We start from the raw sequence: 19174 nt of genomic DNA on the forward strand, positions 1-19174 counted from the left end.
GAGAGGAGTTTGGGAGGAATTTGGGAGGAACATGACGCAAGACGTGAAGAAGAAACCGCCGCTTGCGGGCATCAGGGTCATCGAGCTTGCGCGCGTGCTGGCCGGACCCTGGGCGGGGCAGATGCTGGCCGATCTCGGCGCCGATGTCATCAAGGTGGAAAACCCCGATGGCGGCGACGACACGAGGCATTGGGGGCCGCCCTTCGTTGAAGGCGCGGACGGAGAAAACCTCTCGGCTGCCTATTACCATTCCGCCAATCGCGGCAAGCGCTCCATCACCGCAGACCTGAAGAGCGATGAAGGCCAGTCGCTGGTGCGCCGTCTCGTTGCGACAGCCGATGTGCTGATCGAGAATTTCAAGCTTGGAGGTCTCGTCAAATACGGGCTCGATTACGAGAGCCTGAAGGCGATCAATCCGCGCCTCGTCTATTGCTCCATCACCGGCTTCGGCCAGACCGGCCCTTATGCAAACCTCGCTGGTTACGATTACATCGTCCAGGGCATGTCCGGCTTCATGTCGATCACAGGCGAACCTGAGGGACAGCCGATGAAGGCGGGTGTGGCGATCGCCGATGTCTTCACCGGCATCTACGCGGTCTCGGCCATCGAGGCCGCCCTCATCCATGCGCTGAAATCAGGCGAAGGCCAGTTCATCGACATGGCGCTGCTCGATGTGCAATCGGCCGTGCTCGCCAACCAGAATATGAACTACCTGGTCTCCGGCAGAGCCCCGGTTCGCCTTGGCAATGCCCATCCGAACATCTCACCTTATGAAGTCGTGCCGACGGCTGACGGTTATCTCATCCTTGCCATTGGCAACGATGGCCAGTTTCGCCGCCTTTGCACGATCCTCGCCCTTTCCATCGCCGATGACGAGCGTTTTGCGACCAACAAGGCGCGCGTCGCCAACCGCGGCGAGGTGCGCCGGCTTGTCTCGACCGAAACGCTGAAATGGCGGAAGGCCGATCTCCTGAAAGCCTGCGAGGACAATGCCGTGCCGGCGGGCGCCATCAATACGATCGAGGAAATGTTTGCCGATCCGCAGATCAAGGCGCGTGGCCTGCGCGTCGACCTGCCGGATGCCGCGGGCACGATGATACCGGGCGTGCGCACGCCGGTGGTCCTGTCGGAAACGCCGCTGCGCTACGAACGGCCGAGCCCGCGCCTGGGCGAACACAATGCCGAAGTTCTGGCCGAACTTGAGGAATGGGAGAGGAAAACGTCACCATGAGAAGGAAGGGGCCATGAAAAGGACAGGCGGACAGTTGATCGTCGAAGCGCTGAAGGCGAACGGGGTGAAGCGCCTCTCCTGCGTGCCGGGAGAGAGCTTCCTTGCGGTGCTCGACGCCCTGTATGACAGCGATATCGATGTCATCGTCTGCCGTCAGGAAGGTGGCGCGGCGATGATGGCGGATTGCTGGGGCCGGCTGACCGGCGAGCCCGGTATCTGCATGGTCACCCGCGGCCCCGGCGCCACCAATGCCTCCGCCGGCCTGCATATCGCCAGGCAGGATTCGATCCCGATGATCCTCTTCATCGGCCAGGTGCAGCGGGAGGCGCGCGAGCGCGAAGCTTTCCAGGAGGTCGAATTCCGCCGCGCGTTCACCGAATTCGCCAAATGGGTCGGCGAGATCGATGATGCCGCCCGCATCCCGGAATTCGTCACCCGCGCCTTCGCGATCGCCACATCGGGCCGTCCGGGTCCGGTCGTGCTGACGCTTCCTGAAGATATGTTGCGCGACGAGGTCGAGGCCCCGAAAGCAAGGCGCTACGCGCGCGTCGAAGCCCATCCCGGCCGCAGCCAGATCGACGATCTCTATCTGCGCCTGCTGAAGGCCGAGCGGCCGATAGTCATCCTTGGCGGCACCCGCTGGGATGCTGATGCGGTCGCCGATTTCCAGACCTTTGCCGAGCGCTTCCGCCTGCCGGTCGGCTGTTCCTTCCGCCGGCAGATGTTGTTCGACCACCTGCATCCCTGCTACGCCGGCGACGTCGGTATCGGCATCAATCCGGCGCTCGCCAAAGAGATCAAGGAGAGCGACCTTCTGATCCTGCTCGGCAGCCGTATGTCAGAAATGCCTTCCTCGGGCTATACGCTGCTCGACATCCCCTACCCTGCCCAATCGCTCGTCCACATCCATCCAGACTCGTCCGAGCTCGGCCGCGTCTATCGCCCTGATCTCGCGATCTGCGCCAGTCCCATCGACTTCATCGAAGCGCTCGCCGATCTGGAAGCCCCTGCCGAACCGCGCTGGGCCGAACGCACTGAGCGTATGCATCAGGCCTATCTCTCATGGTCGAAGCCGCCGGCCACGGGTCCGGGCGCCGTCCATATGGGGCCGATCTTGGAATGGCTGGAGGCAAACACGAAGCCGGATACGGTCTTCACCAATGGCGCCGGAAACTACGCCACCTGGGTGCATCGCTTCCACCGCTTCCGCCGCTTCAACACGCAGGCGGCACCGACCTCAGGCTCCATGGGTTACGGCCTTCCGGCCGCCGTTGCCGCCAAGCGGCTCTTTCCCGATCAGGAAGTTATCTGCTTTGCCGGCGACGGCTGCTTCCTGATGCACGGACAGGAATTTGCGACCGCTGTGCGCTACGGCCTGCCGATCATCGCGGTCGTCGTCAACAACGGCATCTACGGCACGATCCGCATGCATCAGGAACGCGAATATCCAGGCCGCGTCAGCGCCACGGATCTCACCAATCCGGATTTCGCAGCCCTTGCTCGCGCCTATGGCGGCCACGGCGAGACGGTGGAAAAGACCGAGGATTTCGCGCCGGCTTTCGAGCGCGCGCGCGACAGCGGCAAGCCGGCAATCATTGAAATCAAGCTCGATCCTGAAGCGATTACGCCGACAAGGACGCTCTCGGAAATCGCCCAACAAAAAGCCGGTGAGTCCGCGAACTAATCCAGTTCAAACCTCACCGGCTTTGATTGGTCTCCGCAGGACGCTCTTAGTCGAGAGCGGCCGTAACGATGAACTCAACCTTGTACTTCGGCGCAGCGAGCTTGGCTTCGCTGGTGGCACGGGCCGGCGGGTTTGCCGGGTCGATCCAGCCTTCCCAAACGGCGTTCATCTCAGCGAAATAGGCGATGTCGGAGAGATAGATGATCGTCTGCAGGATCTTCGATTTGTTGCTGCCGGCGGCAGCCAGCAGACGGTCGACTTCGCCAAGCGCGGACTTGCACTGATCGGTGACGCTCTCGCCTTCGCCGACCTGGCCTGCGAGATAAACGGTGTTGCCGTGGATGACGGCGCCGCTCATGCGGGCGCCGATATCGATACGCTTGATGCTCATCGTGTTCTCCTGTTCATTAAATGAAAGACGCCGCGTTCAGGCGGCGTCGGATTGTGTCCGGATGGGACCGGATCAGGTGCGGATATGATGCGTCTTCTGATAGATCGCCGTGGAGCGTGCGCCGGAGCGGCAGTAGCCGAGCATCGGGCGTTCGAATTCGTCGAGCGCATCGACCATGCCCTGCACGGCTTCCTCGGTCACCCCCATCGGGCCGACAGGCACATGGGTAATCTCGAGGCCGATCTCCTTGGCACGGGCTTCGATGACCGCAAAGGGCGGCTGGTCCGGGCTTTCGTCGTCCGGACGATGGCAGACGATGGACTTGAAGCCGAGGGCCTTGATCTGGTCGAGATCCTCAACCGTGATCTGGCCGGAAACGGAGTATTCATCGTCGATCTGGCGGATATCCATCGTCTCAATCTCCTCGAAAATGGTGGGCTGAAGGTCTACGACGCGTCCTGTCAAGCGTCAACACGTCTTCAGCCAATCATCCTTCATTAGACGAAGGCGAAACGCAGGCCATAGCTGCGGCTTTCACCAGGCTTCAGCCAGTTGAACTCGCCGGCCGCTTCCAGTTCATCGCGCAGCACCCAGCGGTGCGAAACTGGCTCGATACCGATGATATGCGCCGGCGCCTTCTGGTTCCGCCAGATCTGCAGATGCGGCAGCGTATCGGCGCGAAACCGCACTCTGAGCGTCCTGCCGCCAATCGCCGCAATCGGCCCGAGCCGGACTTCGGCAAAGCTCTCCTCGGTGGCCGGAGCCTCCACGCAGAAGATACCACCCGGCTCCTCGCCGAAAGTCCAGGGAAAACCGCCGCCCTCCAGCATCCGGCCTTCGAGCCGCGTTCCCCCGTCCAGCCATTTGCCGCCGATGTTCATATGATACATCAGGAAGGTCGGCACGGTCTCATTGCTCCTATTGACGATGCGGTCCTCCAGCGAAACCTCGCCGGTGGCCCCGTCGATCCGCCACAGCCGCTCGATGCGCCGCGGCAGCCCCTCCACCGTGGTGATATCGATATCGGCGCGGCATTCGGCATTGCCATTCTCGAACGTCGTCCGGAGCACCTTGGCCTGATGGCCGGAGGCCGAACCGTGCAGCGGATAGATCTTGCCGTCCGTGCCGGGAACTGGCTGGCGGTGACGGATATGATCGGGACCGCAGGTAAAAAGGAAGCCTTCCAGCGAATGATCGATTCGCGGATCGCCGTCATCAGGGATGGCCCGCTTGGGCGCGATGTCGACGCCCTCGACGATGCAGCCGCCGATATCCAGCACCGATGTTTCGTCCAGCATCAGGCGCGGCCCGCTTGCGGCGGCAAATTCGATCATCGGCAGTCCTCCCGGGGAATCTTGGTTGCGGTAGGGTTAGGTCGTGCGGCCACCCTCGTCAATCGGGACCGATGAGATGGCCAGGGAGTACCGTAACCGACGACTTCACAGGAACGTCATCTTCGCGCAAGCGTTTATGAGTAAACGCAAAACACCGTTGTTTTTATGTTTTGTTCAGCACGGCTTAAGAAATTCCACACTAGCGTCAAAATTCGCAGGTGTGTGTCTGCCGAGCCACTGATCGAGGTGTGAGACGTGAATCGCTTTATGAAATCGGCCCTTTCCCTTTCGGCCATGCTTTTGGCGCTCGCCGCCTTCACACCGCAGCAGGCCGGTGCGCAGCAATATGGGCGCAACAGAAGCGACATCGTGCTGGTGACGCCGAGCGGCGAAATCCTCGATTACGTCCCGCCCGGCCGCGGCTTCGTCTATGCCCACGATTATCGTGGCAATCGCGTGCTGATCGACCGCTACGGCAATATCGTCGCTACGGAAATGCGCGCCCGTGGCTACTACTCGCCAAGCACCAATCGAGAAGTCTATAACGACGTCTACAACAACGATCCCTATTATCCCGACGGTAACCGCCATGGCGATACGCGCTATTCCGAGCGCGGCCCGGTAACCGGTTCCATTCCGCAGGACGCTGCCATCGAGCGCGGCCCGCTCGAGGATCAGCTCTACCCCGGCGACCAGCAGGGTCAGGATGACTATGCAGCAATTGAGCCCGATCAGCAGGTTCCGCCGGCCGACGAGCCGCGCCCGGCGCCGCAGGAACCTGTGATCACGCTCAAGGGCAAGTCCAAGCCCGAAATCGTCGCCCTTCAGGTCTTTCTGGATCGCTCCGGCGTTTCCCCCGGTGTCATCGACGGCCACATGGGCTCCAATGTCACCAAGGCGATCTACGCCTATGAACAGATGACTGGCACCAAGCTCGATCCAAACAATACGGATGCGATCCTCGAAGAGCTGCGCATGAATGGTGGCCTTCCGGTCGTCAGCTACACGATCACGGATGCGGATGCGGCCGGTCCCTATGTCGCGCAGATCCCTGAAGACTATTCGCAGAAAGCCCTCCTGCCGTCCCTCGCCTACACCTCGGTCACCGAAGCGCTTGCCGAACGTTTCCACATGGACGAAAATTTCCTGAAGGAAATGAACCCCGGCGCGGATTTCACGATTCCAGGTACCGTCATCAAGGTCGTCAATCCCGGCGAGAACAAGAAGGGCGCTGTTGCAAAGATCCTCGCCGACAAGGGTCGCAAGCAGGTCTTCGCCTATGACGACGCAGGCAACCTCGTTGCCGCCTACCCCGCCTCGATCGGCTCCACGGACACGCCCTCGCCTTCTGGCATTGTCACGGTCGAGCGCGTCGCCTTCAATCCTGGCTACACCTACAATCCGAAGATCAATTTCCAGCAGGGCACAAACGACAAGATCCTCGACATCCCGCCAGGCCCGAACGGCCCGGTTGGTACGGTCTGGATGGCGCTTTCCAAGCCGACCTACGGCATCCACGGCACGCCCGACCCCTCGAGAATCGGCCGCACCCAGAGCCACGGCTGCATCCGGCTGACGAACTGGGATGCGACGGAGCTTGCCAAGATGGTCAAGCCCGGCGTGACTGTCGAATTCGTCGACTGAGGAAATCTACTCGCCCGGTGTCTGTGCGGGACGCTCGCCAAACTGGATGAGACGCAGGAGCTCCACCTGCTTTCTGGCACCGGTCTTCATGTAGACGGACCGCACCTGCGAGCGGATCGTCTCCCGCGAACGGCTGGTTTCGGCAGCCAGGCCCGAAACCGAGCCTCCCGAAACAAGCGCCCTCACGACCTTGATTTCAGCCTGCGTGAGACCGAAATCACTGCGCAGTTTCTCATCGCTCAGCCCTATGGAGCCTTGTTTCGGCTCGATAAGGATGGCGACGACAGGCCGTTCGAAGAAGCGTGGACGGTGGCTCTTCTCAAGCTTGAGCAAGGTGATCTTCCGGCCATCGGCCAGAACCGTATGCTGACGCTCTGCCTCCTCCTCATGCCTGAGCATCAGTGTGAGACGGTCGTCGGCATCCTTGTCGGCAAGATGCAACATTCCGAGCGGTGAAAGCCAGACACCCGCTCCCTGTTCAAGCACCGCCTCTCCAAAGACAGACGTGGAGATCAGTCGCCGCTCTGAATTTAACAGGAGCACGCCGACGCCAATGGCATCGAACAGCCGCCCATTGATCTCCGAAGCGTTCTTTTGCCGGCCGCCGGATTCGACCGCGATGAAGGCGCGCCTCAGATGAGGCCCGATCCGCGTCAGAAGCGCAGCGCAGGCCCGACTCTCATCCGGACCGGTCCAACGGGTCGTGGTGATCGAAAGATTGAACGACCGGCCGCCCTCCCGCAGGATCGTCATGCCGACGGCGCCGTGACCTTCATGCCGATGCCAGAAGTCGTTGAAGAACTCGGTCCTGGAAAGCTCTGCATAGGATATGAAATCCTCGCCGATTGCTCCCTGCCCGGTGGGCGTTCTGTTCAGGCCCGATATCCAGGGGTTCAGCCGGCAGTAATAGCGTGTGTAGGTGTCGATCCACGCCTGATCCATATTGATGTGGAATTGCGACGAACCTTCCGCCCGCACAGCGTCATGATAGAAAAGGCTGGTTCCGGCCCCCGGCAGCAGCCCGTTCAACTCCGTCAGAAACGTATCCCATCGTGCTTCACCAAAAACGACCCCGTAGATGGAATCGATAAGCTTGTCGTCGACTTGCCGGGTGATGCTCATGCGTTGCTTCGCGCGTGAATATATTTTTACAGCCTGTCAATCATTACAGCAGTGAGCAAATGTAATTTCAAATAGAAAATGCCCCAGCCGAAGCCGAGGCATCCAATTTCTTGCTCCGATATTCTGATCAGGCGGCGCTTCGCATCGCGTTGGCCAGCCGAACAGCAACCGGCAGCCGTCCCGGTACCTTGCGTATGATTTCCTCTGCGAAACAGAGGGCATTTTCACGGGCCTTGTCGAGATTGCTGACGCGCGCCGGATCCATCGTATGCAGCGTGCCGCCGCAATCGAAAATGTCGCGAAAGGCCGAGCGTTCGATGATGGCCGTATCCAGAACCGACACATGGCGTTCGTTCAACAGGGCCTTGACGAGCTGCAGTGCGCGGGTGGTGACCATGGAGTTGACGCGGGTCAGCACGACCGAATGGTCGATCTTGATGCCTGCCTTCTCCTCCAGATACTGGAGCAGCTCGAGAACCTGGGCACCGCCGCGGGCATCCATGGCGCAGCCCTGGATCGGGATCAGCACGTGGTCGGAGAGACCGACGGCCGTTGCCAGCAGCGGATTGCGCGCACCCGGCAGATCGATGATGAAATAATCGGTATTGTGCTTGTTTTCGCTGATGTGCTGCGGCAGCGAGGCAGTCGTCACGAAATCGATGACGCTGATGTTGGGCACATGGCCGGAGATTTCGTGCCAGCGCGAAATCCAGTGCTGCGGGTCGGCATCGAGGATGGTGACACGGTAGCCCTGACGGGCCAGCTCGGTGGCAAGCAGCAACACGGCCGTGGTCTTGCCGGCGCCGCCCTTGGTATTTGCGAATGTGATGACTGGCATATTCTTAAGTCCTCGAAGGGAAATGGCGCGAGCCGGCATCGCTCGTTGTTAATCGCACAGTCGGAGCATCGTGCGGTTAACCCATCCTTTCCAATCGTGGTTAACAAACTGTAAACACGCCCGCCGAAATTGCGGTCCGCATTTTTCGCATCATCAAAAATCAGGATGGCCTGAAGCGCGAAAAACAACAAAAAAGCCCGGAAAACCAAGGTTCCCCGGGCCAGTTCAGAGGTCCGCCTTTATCTGTTCAGAAGCAATCCCTAAACAGGGTCTTCGTATTTTCGAGCGTCAATGCAACCGGATTACCGCCGGCGCTCGGATCTTCGATCGCCATTGCGGCCAGTTCATCGATCCGGTCGGGGGTGATTCCCATCGCGGTGAGATTTTCGGGAACGCCGAGTTCGGAGCGCAGCTTCAGCACGTAGTCGTAGAAGCCGTCGAAACCGCCGGATATGCCGAGATAGGCAGCCGCGCGCGCAACCTTCTCTTCGATGGCCGAGCGGTTGAAGCGCAGCACCGCGGGCATCACGACGGCATTGGTCATGCCGTGATGGGTATTGTAGACCGCGCCGATCGGGTGCGAGAGCGCATGGATGGCGCCAAGCCCCTTCTGGAAGGCGACAGCGCCCATGGCGGCTGCCGACATCATGTTAGCGCGCGCTTCCAGATCCGTGCCTTCCTTATAGGCGCGCGGCAGGAATTCCTTGACGAGCCGCATGCCTTCCAGCGCGATGCCGGCCGACATCGGATGGTAGAACGGTGAAGAGTAAGCCTCCAGGCAATGGGCGAAGGCATCCATGCCGGTGCCGGCAGTGATGATCTTCGGCATGCCGACCGTCAGTTCCGGATCGGCGATCACGACGCCCGGCAGGAACTTCGGGTGGAAGATGATCTTCTTCACATGCGTCGCGGAGTTGGTGATGACGCTGGCGCGACCGACTTCCGAGCCGGTGCCGGCCGTCGTCGGCACGGCAACGATCGGGGCGATGCCTTCGATGCTCGCGCGTGTCCACCAGTCTCCGATATCCTCGAAATCCCAGACCGGGCGCGTCTGGCCGACCATGAAAGCCACGCACTTGCCGAGATCGAGGCCCGAACCGCCGCCGAAGGCGACGACACCATCATGGCCGCCATCGCGGAAGGCCTTGATTCCGGCTTCGAGGTTCTTTTCGTTCGGGTTCGGATCGACATCGGCGAAGATCGCTCGGCCGAGGCCGGCATCTTCGAGAATGTCGAGCGCGTTCTTGGTGATCGCCATCGCGGCGAGGCCGCGGTCGGTGATGAGCAGCGGCTTCTTCATGCCGAGGCTCTTGCAGGCGTCTGCCAGTTCCTTGATGCGGCCGCGGCCGAGCTTGACTGATGTCGGATAGCTCCAGTTGGCGGTGATGTTGGCGCTGCTCATGCTGTAACTTTCTTCAGGTGGTAGGATTTCGGGCGCGTCAGGTTGTGGAAGCCGATGATCGACAGCGAGCCGCCGCGGCCGGTTTCCTTGACACCGGTCCAGCACAGAGCCGGATCGAGATAATCGGCGCGGTTCATGAAGACGGTGCCGGTTTCGATGTCGCGGCCGAGCCGCCCTGCCCGCTCGGCGTCCTTTGTCCACAGAGAGGCGGTGAGCCCGTATTGGCTGTCGTTCATCAGCGCCAGGGCCTCATCGTCACTCTTGACCTTCATGATGCCGACGGCCGGGCCGAAGGTTTCTTCGCGCATGAAAGCCATGGAATGATCGACGTTGACGAGAATCTGCGGAGCGAGATAGGCACCCCCGTCATCGGCCGGAAAAAGCTTTGGATCGACGAGCGCCTTGGCGCCCTTGGCGACCGCGTCCGCGATCTGCTCGCGTACCACCCTGGCGAAGCGCTTGTGGGCCATCGGACCAAGCGTTGTCTCCGGATCGAGCGGATTGCCGAGCTTGTAGTTCGAAACCCAGGCGACCGACTTCTCGACGAAGGCGTCATAGAGCGATTCATGCACATAGATGCGCTCAATGCCGCAGCAGCACTGGCCGGAATTATAGGTGGCGCCATCCATCAACGTATCGACGGCGGCATCGAGATCGGCATCCTCCATCACATAGCCCGGATCCTTGCCGCCGAGCTCGAGGCCGAGCCCAGTGAAAGTGCCGGCCGCAGCCCGCTCCATCGAGCGGCCTCCTTCGACCGAGCCAGTGAAATTGATGAAGTTGAAGCTGCCGGCCGCAATCAGCGCCGAAGTCGTCTCGTGATCGAGAAAGACATTCTGGAACACATCCTCGGGCACACCGGCCTCGACAAAGGCCTGCACCAGCCGCTCGCCGACGAGCAGCGTCTGCGAGGCGTGCTTCAGCACGACGGTATTGCCCGCCATCAGCGCCGGCGCGATCGTGTTGATCGCCGTCATGTAAGGATAGTTCCAGGGAGCGATGACGAAGACGACTCCATGCGCTTCGCGCTCGATGCGGCGCTCGAACTTGTCGCTCTCTTCGACGACGAGCGGCGCGAGGGCGTCCGCAGCGATCGAGGCGACATAGTTGGAGCGTTCGTTGAAGCCGCGATATTCGCCGCCATACTTGATCGGCCGGCCCATCTGCCAGGCAAGTTCCGGCACGACGACATCGGACATCTCGTTGAGACGGGCGACACCCTTCAGCACAAGCTGGACGCGATCTTCGAGCGGGCGCCTGGCCCAGGCCTTCTGCGCCTTGCGGGCACGCGCGACGGCTTCCTTTGCCGCTTCGAGCGAAAGCGCCGGACGCTCCGCATAAACGGAGCCGTCAACCGGCGAAATGCATTGGATCATTGTCATGATCTGAATCCTGTTTTCTTCTGAGCCGCAGGGAAAGACGCCTCGATTGATCCTCCGCAGGAGAACCCGGTCGGGCGACTTTCCGCTTCGGATATGTTCTTAAGCTCTCTCGAAGCCGCGCGCCACTTCCCAATCCGTGATGCGGCGGTCGTATTCTTCCTGCTCCCATTCGGCAGCGCGGGTATAGTGGTCGATGACATCGTCGCCGAAGGCTGTGCGCAGCATCTCCGATTCCGTCATGGCCTTGGTGGCAGCCCGCAGCGTGCGCGGGATTTCGCGGATATCCTTGCCGAAATAGGCGTCACCCACATAGGGCGCCTCCAGCTCCAGCTTCTTTTCGATGCCGTCGATGCCTGCAGCAAGCAGCGCTGCGAAGGCAAGGTAAGGATTGAGATCGGAGCCGCCGACGCGGCATTCGATGCGGATCGCCTTGGTTTCCTCGCCGCAGAGGCGATAGCCGGCCGTGCGGTTATCCTTGCTCCAGACGGCCTTGGTCGGCGCGAAGGTGCCGGCCATGAAGCGCTTGTAGGAGTTAATATAAGGCGCCAGGAAATAAGTGATCTCGCTCGCGTGGCTGAGCAGCCCGGCAATATAGTTCTGCATCAGCGGCGTCATACCATGATGGCCGGCATGATCGAAGAAGAGCGGTTTTTCTTCCAGGCTCCAGAGCGACTGGTGGATATGCGAGGAACTGCCGGCGGCATTGTAATGCCACTTGGCGAGGAAGGTGATCGCCTTGCCCTTCGACCAGGCGATTTCCTTGCAGCCGTTCTTGATGATCGCATGCCGGTCGGCCATGGTGAGCGCATCGGCATAACGCACATTAATTTCTTCCTGACCGGCCGACGCCTCACCCTTGGAATTTTCGACCGGGATGCCGGCGCCCTGCAGGCCCTTGCGGATCGCCCGCATCACCTCTTCTTCCTTGGTTGTCTGGAAGATATGGTAATCCTCATTATAGGCACTGGCGAGTTTCAGGTTGCGGTAGCCGGACGCCTGGGCCGCCTCGTAACTCTGGTCGAAGAGGAAGAATTCAAGCTCGGAGGCCATGTAGGCCTTCATGCCCATGTCCTCCAGCCGCTTGACCTGCTTCTTCAGGATCGCGCGCGGCGAATGCGCCACTTCCTCGTGCGTATGATGGTCCAGCACGTCGCAAAGTACGAGCGCCGTGCCTTCGAGCCAGGGGATGAGCCGCAGCGTCGAAAGGTCCGGCTTCATCGTATAGTCGCCGTAACCCTTTTCCCAGCTTGTTGCCTTGTAGCCGGAGACGGTTTCCATCTCCATGTCGGTCGCCTGCAGATAATTGCAGCTGTGCGTTTCCTTCCAGGCGCTTTCGAGGAAAAATTCCGCCTGGAAACGCTTGCCCATCAGGCGCCCCTGCATGTCCACCTGGCAGGCGAGCACCGTATCGATGCGCCCGTCGGCAACGTCCTGTCTGAGATCGTCGAGAGTATAGCTGCTCATGATTCATCCGCCTGAAATTGAAACCGGGAAATCGGGACAACGAAACGGCATGCGACCGCCGGGATCAACACGTTCGATGCCTTTTCGTTGAACCGTGATGGGGCCGCCGGAGCGGCCCCATCGTGTAAGGGGGAAGCTCCTTTTCAGACTTCGCCAACCGCCGCCTCCGCGGCCGCGATTTCAGCCTGGCGTTTAGCAATCGCCTCGCCGATCGGCGGCCCCTTGAAGCGGCGGTTCTCGAATGCGAACCAGACGATAGCGGTCAAGACGAGGAAGCCTACAGTGATTTCCAGCGCCCAGTCGTTCGGCGGCTGAATGCCGATGTAGAAAATCAAAGCCATCGACAGGATGGCGAGAACGGCAACCACTTTATACAGCCCGATTCCCATATTCCAGGGTCCCATCTTCGGCCATTTCGCTGTTCCTATCGAGATGAGGCCGAGAGCGATCGGCACAACGAAGGACAGGAACAGGAAGATGACCGTGCACGATACGACGATCGAATAAGCAGGGGTACCGGCAATGGTAATCGCCGAGGTAAACCAGACAAAGAGCACGGAAAGGATCGAGCCCGTCCAGATGGCTGCGACCGGCGTGCGGAAGCTCGGGCTGACCTTGGCGAGGACCGAGGACGCCGGAAGCCCCTTGTCACGCGAGAAGGCAAAGATCATTCGCGAAAGCGAGGTGACCGTCGCAAGTCCACACAGGAACTGCGAGACGAATATCAGCACGTAAAGAATGGTTTTGATCGTCGGGTTGACCTGCGCGTCCATCGCCCAGAAGAACACGTTCCAGCCCTGTTTTGCTGCATCGTCCATGTTCGGGATCATCAGCACGAAGGCACACAGCATGAGATAGCCGAAAAGCGCCGACCAGAGAACCGAGGAAACCATGCCACGCGGCACGGAGACGGCGGCCTTGACGGTCTCCTCCGAGGTATGCGCAGAGGCGTCATAGCCGGTGATGGTGTAGACCGGCAACAGCAGGCCGAGCAGGAACGCCATGCCGGTCGAGACGGTGGCCGGCCAGACGAGCGATGCACCTTCGGTGCCCGTATAGTTGGCGAAGGTGAAAAGCCGAGAAACATCCCAGCTCGAGGCAGCAGCCAAGCAGACGATCGTCAACAGAATAGCTGTTGCAAAGATCAGATATCCCGAAAAATCGGTCAGCTTGGCGGTCAAGCCGATGCCGAAATGGTTGATGCCGGCCTGCAGCGCAGTGATGATCGCCACGAAGACGACACGATGAAGGAGCGTGTCCTCTATGCCGAACTGCGGCCCGAAGGCCCCGAAGAAGAAGTAGAAGGTGCCGACATTGATGGCACCGAGCACGGTGACGAGCCCGAGAAGGTTGAGCCAGGCCGACAACCAGCCAGTGAAACGGTTGCCGAGGATCGAGCCCCAATGATAGAGACCGCCGGCTGTCGGATAGGCGGAGCCGATTTGCGCGAGGCCGAGGGCGAAGATGAACGATATCAGGCAGCCGAGCGGCCAGCCGAGGCCGATCGCCGCTCCTCCCGCACCCGCTGTCGCCTGCCCGAGCGAATTGATGCCGCCGGAGAGAATGCAGATGATCGAAAACGAGATTGCAAAGTTCGAAAACGAGCTCATCCGCCGTTCGAGTTCCTGGGCATAGCCCATGGAATGCAGGATATGTATATCCTGCTTCTTGTCACTTTCAGTATAGTCCGACATGACTTCCCCCTGTTGACAATCGCCCGCGGGATTGCGACCGATCCTATGCCAATAGTGCCCGTGGCTTTTCGCCTTGCGGGCTGTTCGCAGTTAAACTGCTCCCCGGGGTCTTCTTTTTATTCAGGCATCCAGACTCTGCTGGAGAAGCCTTGTGAGATAGTCGGCCACGACCCCTTGGCCGGTATCGTCTGCGATGAGGTCGTTGCGGACCTCGATCATGACATTGCGAAGCCCATTGGAAATGCCATGCAGGATCAGCGTGTGCGTCACGCCGTCCTCAGGCCCGTAGGGTTCGTTGCGTTCGGTACGGTAGAGCGGCGCCTCGGCCGCAAAATCCAGCATGCGGTCGGCAAGGCGGCTGTCCTCGTCGTGGAGGATGCCGAGTTCGACAGCGCGCTGCCGGCCATTATAGATCGGCGTAAAACTGTGGATCGTCACGATCACGCTGTCTTGCCCGCTTGCCTGACGGTCGCGGATCAGGGCGCGAACGGCATCGTGAAACGGCAGGTAGAGAGCTTCCGTGCGGGCGTTGCGCTCGCCCTCGGTCAAATCCTTGTTGCCGGGAATCGTATAGATCTCGCTGACCTCGGGCATGGCGCCGGGCGAACTCGGCGGCCGGTTGCAGTCATAAATCAGCCGCGAGAAGCGCTGGTAGATGAGTGTCGCATCCAGCGCTGCCGAAATGGCGCGGGCAACGGCAAGCGCACCCGGATCCCAGGCGATGTGGCTCGAAAGCGCTTCCTCGGAAAGGCCGAGATCGCCGAAATGTTCAGGAAGCGTGCGGGATGCGTGCTCGCAGATGACGAGCACCGGACTCTTGCCGTGAGCACGTTCGATTGCCACGCATTCGCCGTCGTCATCGCTGAGAATTTTGGCCTGAGCCAGCACCAAAGGCGCTTCCCCCATCGCTTAATAAATTCTTTATAAGAAAAGAATTCTTCAGGTTCGCAGCAGTGTCAAGCGCACTCTGAAAATTTCTTTTCATGACAGTCATTGACATGGATTGTGACAGCGTTGTTAACTTTCAATGGGAAAGTGGCGCTAGACCATCCCGGGGAGCAAAATCACGTGAGTGTCGCGGCCAAGACCGTTTCGGACGTCATTCATTCGTATTTCGGCGTGCTTACGCGCGCCGAGAAGCAATTGGCTGAAAGCCTGCTCGACAACTACCCCGTCTCCGGTCTCGGCAGCATCACCACCATCGCCGAAAATGCCGGCGTCTCCACGCCGACGGTCGTGCGCATGGTCCAGAAGCTCGGCTACAAGGGCTATCCGGACTTCCAGCAGCATCTGCACCAGGAAGTCGAGGCAACGATTTCCAACCCGATCGCCAAACACGATCGCTGGGCTCAGAACGCGCCGGGCACCCATATATTGAACCGCTTCGCCGATGCCATCATGGGCAATCTGCGCCAGACGCTCTCCGATCTCGATACGGCAACCTTCGACAGCGTCGCCGCCCTGCTCTCGGACCGCAAGCGCACGCTCTATTTCGTTGGCGGACGTATCACCGGCGCACTTGCCGAGTACTTCTTCACCCATATGCAGGTCATTCGCCCGAACACGGCGCTGCTCTCCTCCAACTCGTCGAGCTGGCCGCAATATGTCCTCAATATGAATCCGGGCGATCTGCTCATCATCTTCGATATCCGCCGCTACGAGCAGGAAATGGTGAGCCTTGCCACTGCCGCCCGCAAGCGCGGAGCCGAAATCATCGTCTTCACCGACCAGTGGGCTTCGCCCGCCGCCAAGCTCGCCCGTCACGCCTTTCGTGTACAGATCGAGGCGCCGTCGGCATGGGATTCCTCCGTCGTCACGCTCTTCATCGTCGAGGCACTCATCGAAGCGGTGCAGAACTCGACATGGGACGAGACGAAGGAGCGCATGAAAACGCTGGAAGGCCTGTTCGAACAGACCCGGCTTTTCCGCAAACCCGGTTAGGAGGGACAACTAAAAAAGGGGCAAAAACAACGACGGATCTCGCGGAAACAGAACAGCCCGTCGCAAATGAAACATCTGCTGCAAATGCCTGCTATTCATGGCAAAATTAACGTCACGCAACTGTCATACAAGCTTCATGTAAGCTCATTAACAGCATCGCCGGACACTGAAAACCCGAAGGAGAACTACAGTGATCTCTAACATTTCTCGACTTCTGTCGCTTTCTACTGCGATGATCGTGGCTTCGACCGCGATTGCTGCTGCAGAACCGAGCGCTGAACTTATTGCTGCCGCGAAGAAGGAAGGCACGCTGACCACGATCGCCCTCCCGCACGACTGGTGTGGCTATGGCGACGTCATTGCCGGCTTCAAGGCCAAGTACGGCCTGGAAGTCAACGAACTGAACCCGGATGCCGGCTCGGGTGACGAAGTCGAAGCCATCAAGGCCAACAAGGGCAACACCGGCCCGCAGGCTCCCGATGTCATCGACGTCGGTCTCTCTTTTGGTCCGTCCGCTAAGAAGGATGGCCTGATTCAGCCTTACAAGGTCTCCACCTGGGATTCGATCCCAGATTCCGCCAAGGATGCAGAAGGTTACTGGTACGGCGACTATTACGGCGTTCTCTCGTTCCTCGTGAACAAGGACCTCGTCAAAGAATCGCCGGCCGATTGGGCCGATCTGAAGAAGAGCGATTACGCAAACAGCGTTGCTCTCGCAGGCGATCCGCGCTCCGCCAACCAGGCCGTCCAAGGCGTCTATGCTGCAGGTCTTTCCGCATCCGGCGGTGACGCAGCCAAGGCAGGCGAAGAAGGCCTGAAGTTCTTCGCCGAACTGAACAAGGCCGGCAACTTCGTACCTGTTGTCGGCAAGGCTGCTCCCTTCGCGCAGGGCTCCACGCCGATCATCGTCGCCTGGGACTACAACGCGCTTTCCTGGGGTGAAAGCCTGAAGGGCAATCCTCCCTTCGAAGTCGTCGTTCCGAAGACGGGCGTCGTTGCCGGCGTCTACGTCCAGGCCATCTCCGCGTTCGCTCCGCACCCGAACGCTGCCAAGCTCTGGATGGAATATCTGTATTCCGACGAAGGTCAGCTCGGCTGGCTGAAGGGCTACTGCCACCCGATCCGCTTCAACGATCTTGCCAAGAACAACAAGATCCCGAAGGACCTGCTCGACAAGCTGCCGCCGGCGGCAGCCTATGAAAAGGCCGTCTTCCCGACGCTCGAAGAACAGGCAGCAGGCAAGGAAACCATCACCAAGAACTGGGATTCCGTCGTCGGCGCCAGCGTCAAGTAACATCCGATCCTGCCTCTCCGCCCAAAAGGCGGGGAGGCTTTGTCACTCCGACGCCCCAGGATGAGCTTTTCCATGAGCACCGTTTCAACGCCTATGGTGAGCAGCGCCCCCTTGATCAACAAAGACCGCGTGATCGACTGGCTGGGCATTGCACCCTTCATTATTTTCTCCCTGCTATTCCTGATCATCCCCACACTTTATCTCGTGGCGGGCGCCTTCCTTACGCCCGAGGGCGATTTCACGCTGAAGAACATCGGCGATCTCTTCACTCCATCCATTATCAGCGCCTACTGGATCAGTATTCGCGTCTCGGTGGCGTCGGCTCTCGGCGGCGCGCTGATCGGCTTCTTCCTCGCCTGGGCCGTCGTGCTCGGCGGACTGCCCAGCTGGGTGCGCTCGACGCTTCTGACCTTCTCCGGCGTCGCCTCGAATTTCGCCGGCGTGCCGCTCGCCTTCGCCTTCCTCGCTACGCTCGGCCGCACCGGCCTCGTGACCGTTTTCTTGCGGGAATGGTTCGGCTTCAATCTCTATGGCACCGGCTTCAACCTGCTCTCCTTCTTCGGCCTCACCATCACCTACATGTATTTCCAGATCCCGCTGATGGTGCTGATCCTGACACCGGCGCTCGACGGCATGAAGAAGGAATGGCGCGAAGCCGCTGAGATCCTCGGCGCCACCAACCGTCAATACTGGACGATGGTCGCCCTGCCGATCCTCTGGCCGAGCCTGCTCGGCACAGCGCTGCTGCTCTTCGCCAACGCCTTCGGCGCCATCGCTACCGCTTTCGCGCTGACAGGCAGCTCACTGAACATCGTGCCAATCCTGCTCTACGCGCAGATCCGTGGTGACGTTCTGCATAACGCCAACCTTGGATACGCCATCGCGCTCGGCATGATCGTCATAACCGGCGTCTCCAATATCCTTTACCTCATGCTGCGCATGCGCGCCGAACGGTGGCAGAAATGAAAGCTCAACGTCTCGGAGCCTGGATCGCCATTATCATCGGCGCGTCCTATTTCGTCATTCCACTGATCGGCACCATCGAGTTTTCGCTGCGTATGCGTCGCGGCACCTATAGTTTCGACGCCTATCAATCAGTCTTTTCGGACGTCCAGTTCCGCGAGACCTTCGGTTACTCCATGCTGATGGCGGCGCTTACCATCGTCTTCGGCATGCTGCTCGTCGTGCCGACGGCCTATTGGGTGCGCCTGCGCCTGCCGCAGATGCGTCAGGTCGTCGAGTTCATCACGCTGCTGCCGCTTGTCATTCCGGCGATCGTCATCGTGTTCGGCTACCTGCGCATGTACAACTCGTCATCGATCCTGCCGCTGACGGGCTATACGACGGGCACGAACATCCTGCTGGTCATCTCCTACATCACGCTCTCGCTGCCCTACATGTACCGCTCCGTCGATACCGCCATGCGCGCCATCGACGTGCGCACGTTGACGGAGGCAGCCGAAAGCCTCGGTGCGAGCTGGATGACGATCATGTTCAAATGCATCTTCCCGAATGTCATGAGCGGCGTGCTCTCGGGCGCCTTCATCACGCTCGCTATCGTCATGGGCGAATTCACCTTCGCAGCACTTCTGAACCGTCCAGCCTTCGGTCCCTACCTGCAACTCGTCGGTGCAAACAAGGCCTATGAACCCTCCGCGCTTGCGGTCATCGCATTCTCGATCACCTGGCTCAGCATGGGCCTGCTCAACCTCGTTTCTCGCTTTGGCAAAGCCCGCCCGGCTAAAGCATAAGG

Annotated in this window: 17 protein-coding genes; 7 read left to right on the forward strand and 10 right to left on the reverse strand. The window is 60.1% G+C overall.

Going from position 1 to position 19174, the window contains the following annotated elements; all coding sequences use genetic code 11:
• Positions 1 to 31 precede the first annotated feature (31 nt).
• A complete protein-coding gene (locus tag KQ933_RS12820) occupies positions 32 to 1231 on the forward strand; it encodes a CaiB/BaiF CoA-transferase family protein (RefSeq protein WP_216755241.1) in 1200 nt (399 codons plus the stop codon).
• A 13-nt stretch (positions 1232 to 1244) separates the two neighbouring features.
• Positions 1245 to 2915, forward strand: a complete 1671-nt coding sequence (locus tag KQ933_RS12825; RefSeq protein WP_216755242.1) for a thiamine pyrophosphate-binding protein — start codon at positions 1245 to 1247, stop codon at positions 2913 to 2915.
• Positions 2916 to 2961: 46 nt separating this feature from the next.
• On the opposite strand, the gene KQ933_RS12830 is transcribed toward KQ933_RS12825, so the two are convergent.
• From KQ933_RS12830 to KQ933_RS12840, 3 genes are all read right to left on the reverse strand, one after another.
• A complete protein-coding gene (locus tag KQ933_RS12830) occupies positions 2962 to 3306 on the reverse strand; it encodes a RidA family protein (protein ID WP_007824077.1) in 345 nt (114 codons plus the stop codon).
• A 72-nt stretch (positions 3307 to 3378) separates the two neighbouring features.
• Positions 3379 to 3717: a TIGR01244 family sulfur transferase gene (locus KQ933_RS12835; protein WP_216755243.1), complete on the reverse strand. Its 339-nt coding sequence runs from the start codon at positions 3715 to 3717 to the stop codon at positions 3379 to 3381.
• Between the two features lie 86 nt (positions 3718 to 3803).
• Positions 3804 to 4640, reverse strand: coding sequence for a DUF4432 family protein (locus KQ933_RS12840; protein WP_216755244.1), 837 nt, complete (start codon positions 4638 to 4640; stop codon positions 3804 to 3806).
• Between the two features lie 255 nt (positions 4641 to 4895).
• On the opposite strand from KQ933_RS12840, the gene KQ933_RS12845 reads away from it, so the two are divergent.
• Positions 4896 to 6284, forward strand: a complete 1389-nt coding sequence (locus KQ933_RS12845; protein WP_216755245.1) for a L,D-transpeptidase — start codon at positions 4896 to 4898, stop codon at positions 6282 to 6284.
• Between the two features lie 6 nt (positions 6285 to 6290).
• On the opposite strand, the gene KQ933_RS12850 is transcribed toward KQ933_RS12845, so the two are convergent.
• The 7 genes from KQ933_RS12850 to KQ933_RS12880 form a co-directional block, all read right to left on the reverse strand.
• Positions 6291 to 7406 (reverse strand): LuxR C-terminal-related transcriptional regulator, encoded by a 1116-nt coding sequence (locus tag KQ933_RS12850; protein WP_216755246.1) that lies wholly within the window; start codon positions 7404 to 7406, stop codon positions 6291 to 6293.
• A 127-nt stretch (positions 7407 to 7533) separates the two neighbouring features.
• Positions 7534 to 8244, reverse strand: a complete 711-nt coding sequence (locus KQ933_RS12855) for a ParA family protein (RefSeq protein WP_216755247.1) — start codon at positions 8242 to 8244, stop codon at positions 7534 to 7536.
• A 247-nt stretch (positions 8245 to 8491) separates the two neighbouring features.
• Positions 8492 to 9646, reverse strand: coding sequence for an iron-containing alcohol dehydrogenase (locus KQ933_RS12860; RefSeq protein WP_216755248.1), 1155 nt, complete (start codon positions 9644 to 9646; stop codon positions 8492 to 8494).
• Positions 9643 to 11028 (reverse strand): aldehyde dehydrogenase family protein, encoded by a 1386-nt coding sequence (locus tag KQ933_RS12865; RefSeq protein ID WP_216755249.1) that lies wholly within the window; start codon positions 11026 to 11028, stop codon positions 9643 to 9645. The genes KQ933_RS12860 and KQ933_RS12865 overlap by 4 nt, the downstream gene beginning before the upstream one ends.
• Positions 11029 to 11127: 99 nt before the next feature.
• Positions 11128 to 12492 (reverse strand): glutamine synthetase family protein, encoded by a 1365-nt coding sequence (locus KQ933_RS12870; RefSeq protein WP_216755250.1) that lies wholly within the window; start codon positions 12490 to 12492, stop codon positions 11128 to 11130.
• A gap of 143 nt (positions 12493 to 12635) precedes the next feature.
• Positions 12636 to 14186, reverse strand: a complete 1551-nt coding sequence (locus KQ933_RS12875; RefSeq protein ID WP_216755251.1) for an amino acid permease — start codon at positions 14184 to 14186, stop codon at positions 12636 to 12638.
• A 120-nt stretch (positions 14187 to 14306) separates the two neighbouring features.
• Positions 14307 to 15077 (reverse strand): N-formylglutamate amidohydrolase, encoded by a 771-nt coding sequence (locus tag KQ933_RS12880; RefSeq protein ID WP_216755252.1) that lies wholly within the window; start codon positions 15075 to 15077, stop codon positions 14307 to 14309.
• A gap of 177 nt (positions 15078 to 15254) precedes the next feature.
• On the opposite strand from KQ933_RS12880, the gene KQ933_RS12885 reads away from it, so the two are divergent.
• The 4 genes from KQ933_RS12885 (at position 15255) to KQ933_RS12900 (ending at position 19172) form a co-directional block, all read left to right on the forward strand.
• Positions 15255 to 16127: a MurR/RpiR family transcriptional regulator gene (locus KQ933_RS12885; RefSeq protein ID WP_216755253.1), complete on the forward strand. Its 873-nt coding sequence runs from the start codon at positions 15255 to 15257 to the stop codon at positions 16125 to 16127.
• A 190-nt stretch (positions 16128 to 16317) separates the two neighbouring features.
• Complete coding sequence (locus tag KQ933_RS12890) at positions 16318 to 17421, forward strand: ABC transporter substrate-binding protein (RefSeq protein ID WP_216755254.1); 1104 nt, start codon at positions 16318 to 16320, stop codon at positions 17419 to 17421.
• Between the two features lie 72 nt (positions 17422 to 17493).
• Positions 17494 to 18387: an ABC transporter permease subunit gene (locus KQ933_RS12895; RefSeq protein ID WP_216755255.1), complete on the forward strand. Its 894-nt coding sequence runs from the start codon at positions 17494 to 17496 to the stop codon at positions 18385 to 18387.
• Positions 18384 to 19172: an ABC transporter permease gene (locus KQ933_RS12900; RefSeq protein ID WP_216755256.1), complete on the forward strand. Its 789-nt coding sequence runs from the start codon at positions 18384 to 18386 to the stop codon at positions 19170 to 19172. The genes KQ933_RS12895 and KQ933_RS12900 overlap by 4 nt, the downstream gene beginning before the upstream one ends.
• The last annotated feature ends 2 nt before the right edge of the window (positions 19173 to 19174 follow it).

It is taken from the genome of Rhizobium sp. WYJ-E13 (assembly GCF_018987265.1).
GTDB lineage: Bacteria > Pseudomonadota > Alphaproteobacteria > Rhizobiales > Rhizobiaceae > Rhizobium.

Bases quoted from the DNA above. Each gene is read 5' to 3' on its own strand.
- KQ933_RS12840 (WP_216755244.1), bottom strand. From the start codon at position 4,640: ATGATCGAATTTGCCGCCGCAAGCGGGCCGCGCCTGATGCTGGACGAA.
- KQ933_RS12855 (WP_216755247.1), bottom strand. From the start codon at position 8,244: ATGCCAGTCATCACATTCGCAAATACCAAGGGCGGCGCCGGCAAGACC.
- KQ933_RS12860 (WP_216755248.1), bottom strand. From the start codon at position 9,646: ATGAGCAGCGCCAACATCACCGCCAACTGGAGCTATCCGACATCAGTC.
- KQ933_RS12870 (WP_216755250.1), bottom strand. From the start codon at position 12,492: ATGAGCAGCTATACTCTCGACGATCTCAGACAGGACGTTGCCGACGGG.
- KQ933_RS12825 (WP_216755242.1), top strand. From the start codon at position 1,245: ATGAAAAGGACAGGCGGACAGTTGATCGTCGAAGCGCTGAAGGCGAAC.
- KQ933_RS12865 (WP_216755249.1), bottom strand. From the start codon at position 11,028: ATGACAATGATCCAATGCATTTCGCCGGTTGACGGCTCCGTTTATGCG.
- KQ933_RS12875 (WP_216755251.1), bottom strand. From the start codon at position 14,186: ATGTCGGACTATACTGAAAGTGACAAGAAGCAGGATATACATATCCTG.
- KQ933_RS12835 (WP_216755243.1), bottom strand. From the start codon at position 3,717: ATGGATATCCGCCAGATCGACGATGAATACTCCGTTTCCGGCCAGATC.
- KQ933_RS12850 (WP_216755246.1), bottom strand. From the start codon at position 7,406: ATGAGCATCACCCGGCAAGTCGACGACAAGCTTATCGATTCCATCTAC.
- KQ933_RS12900 (WP_216755256.1), top strand. From the start codon at position 18,384: ATGAAAGCTCAACGTCTCGGAGCCTGGATCGCCATTATCATCGGCGCG.
- KQ933_RS12895 (WP_216755255.1), top strand. From the start codon at position 17,494: ATGAGCACCGTTTCAACGCCTATGGTGAGCAGCGCCCCCTTGATCAAC.
- KQ933_RS12830 (WP_007824077.1), bottom strand. From the start codon at position 3,306: ATGAGCATCAAGCGTATCGATATCGGCGCCCGCATGAGCGGCGCCGTC.
- KQ933_RS12820 (WP_216755241.1), top strand. From the start codon at position 32: ATGACGCAAGACGTGAAGAAGAAACCGCCGCTTGCGGGCATCAGGGTC.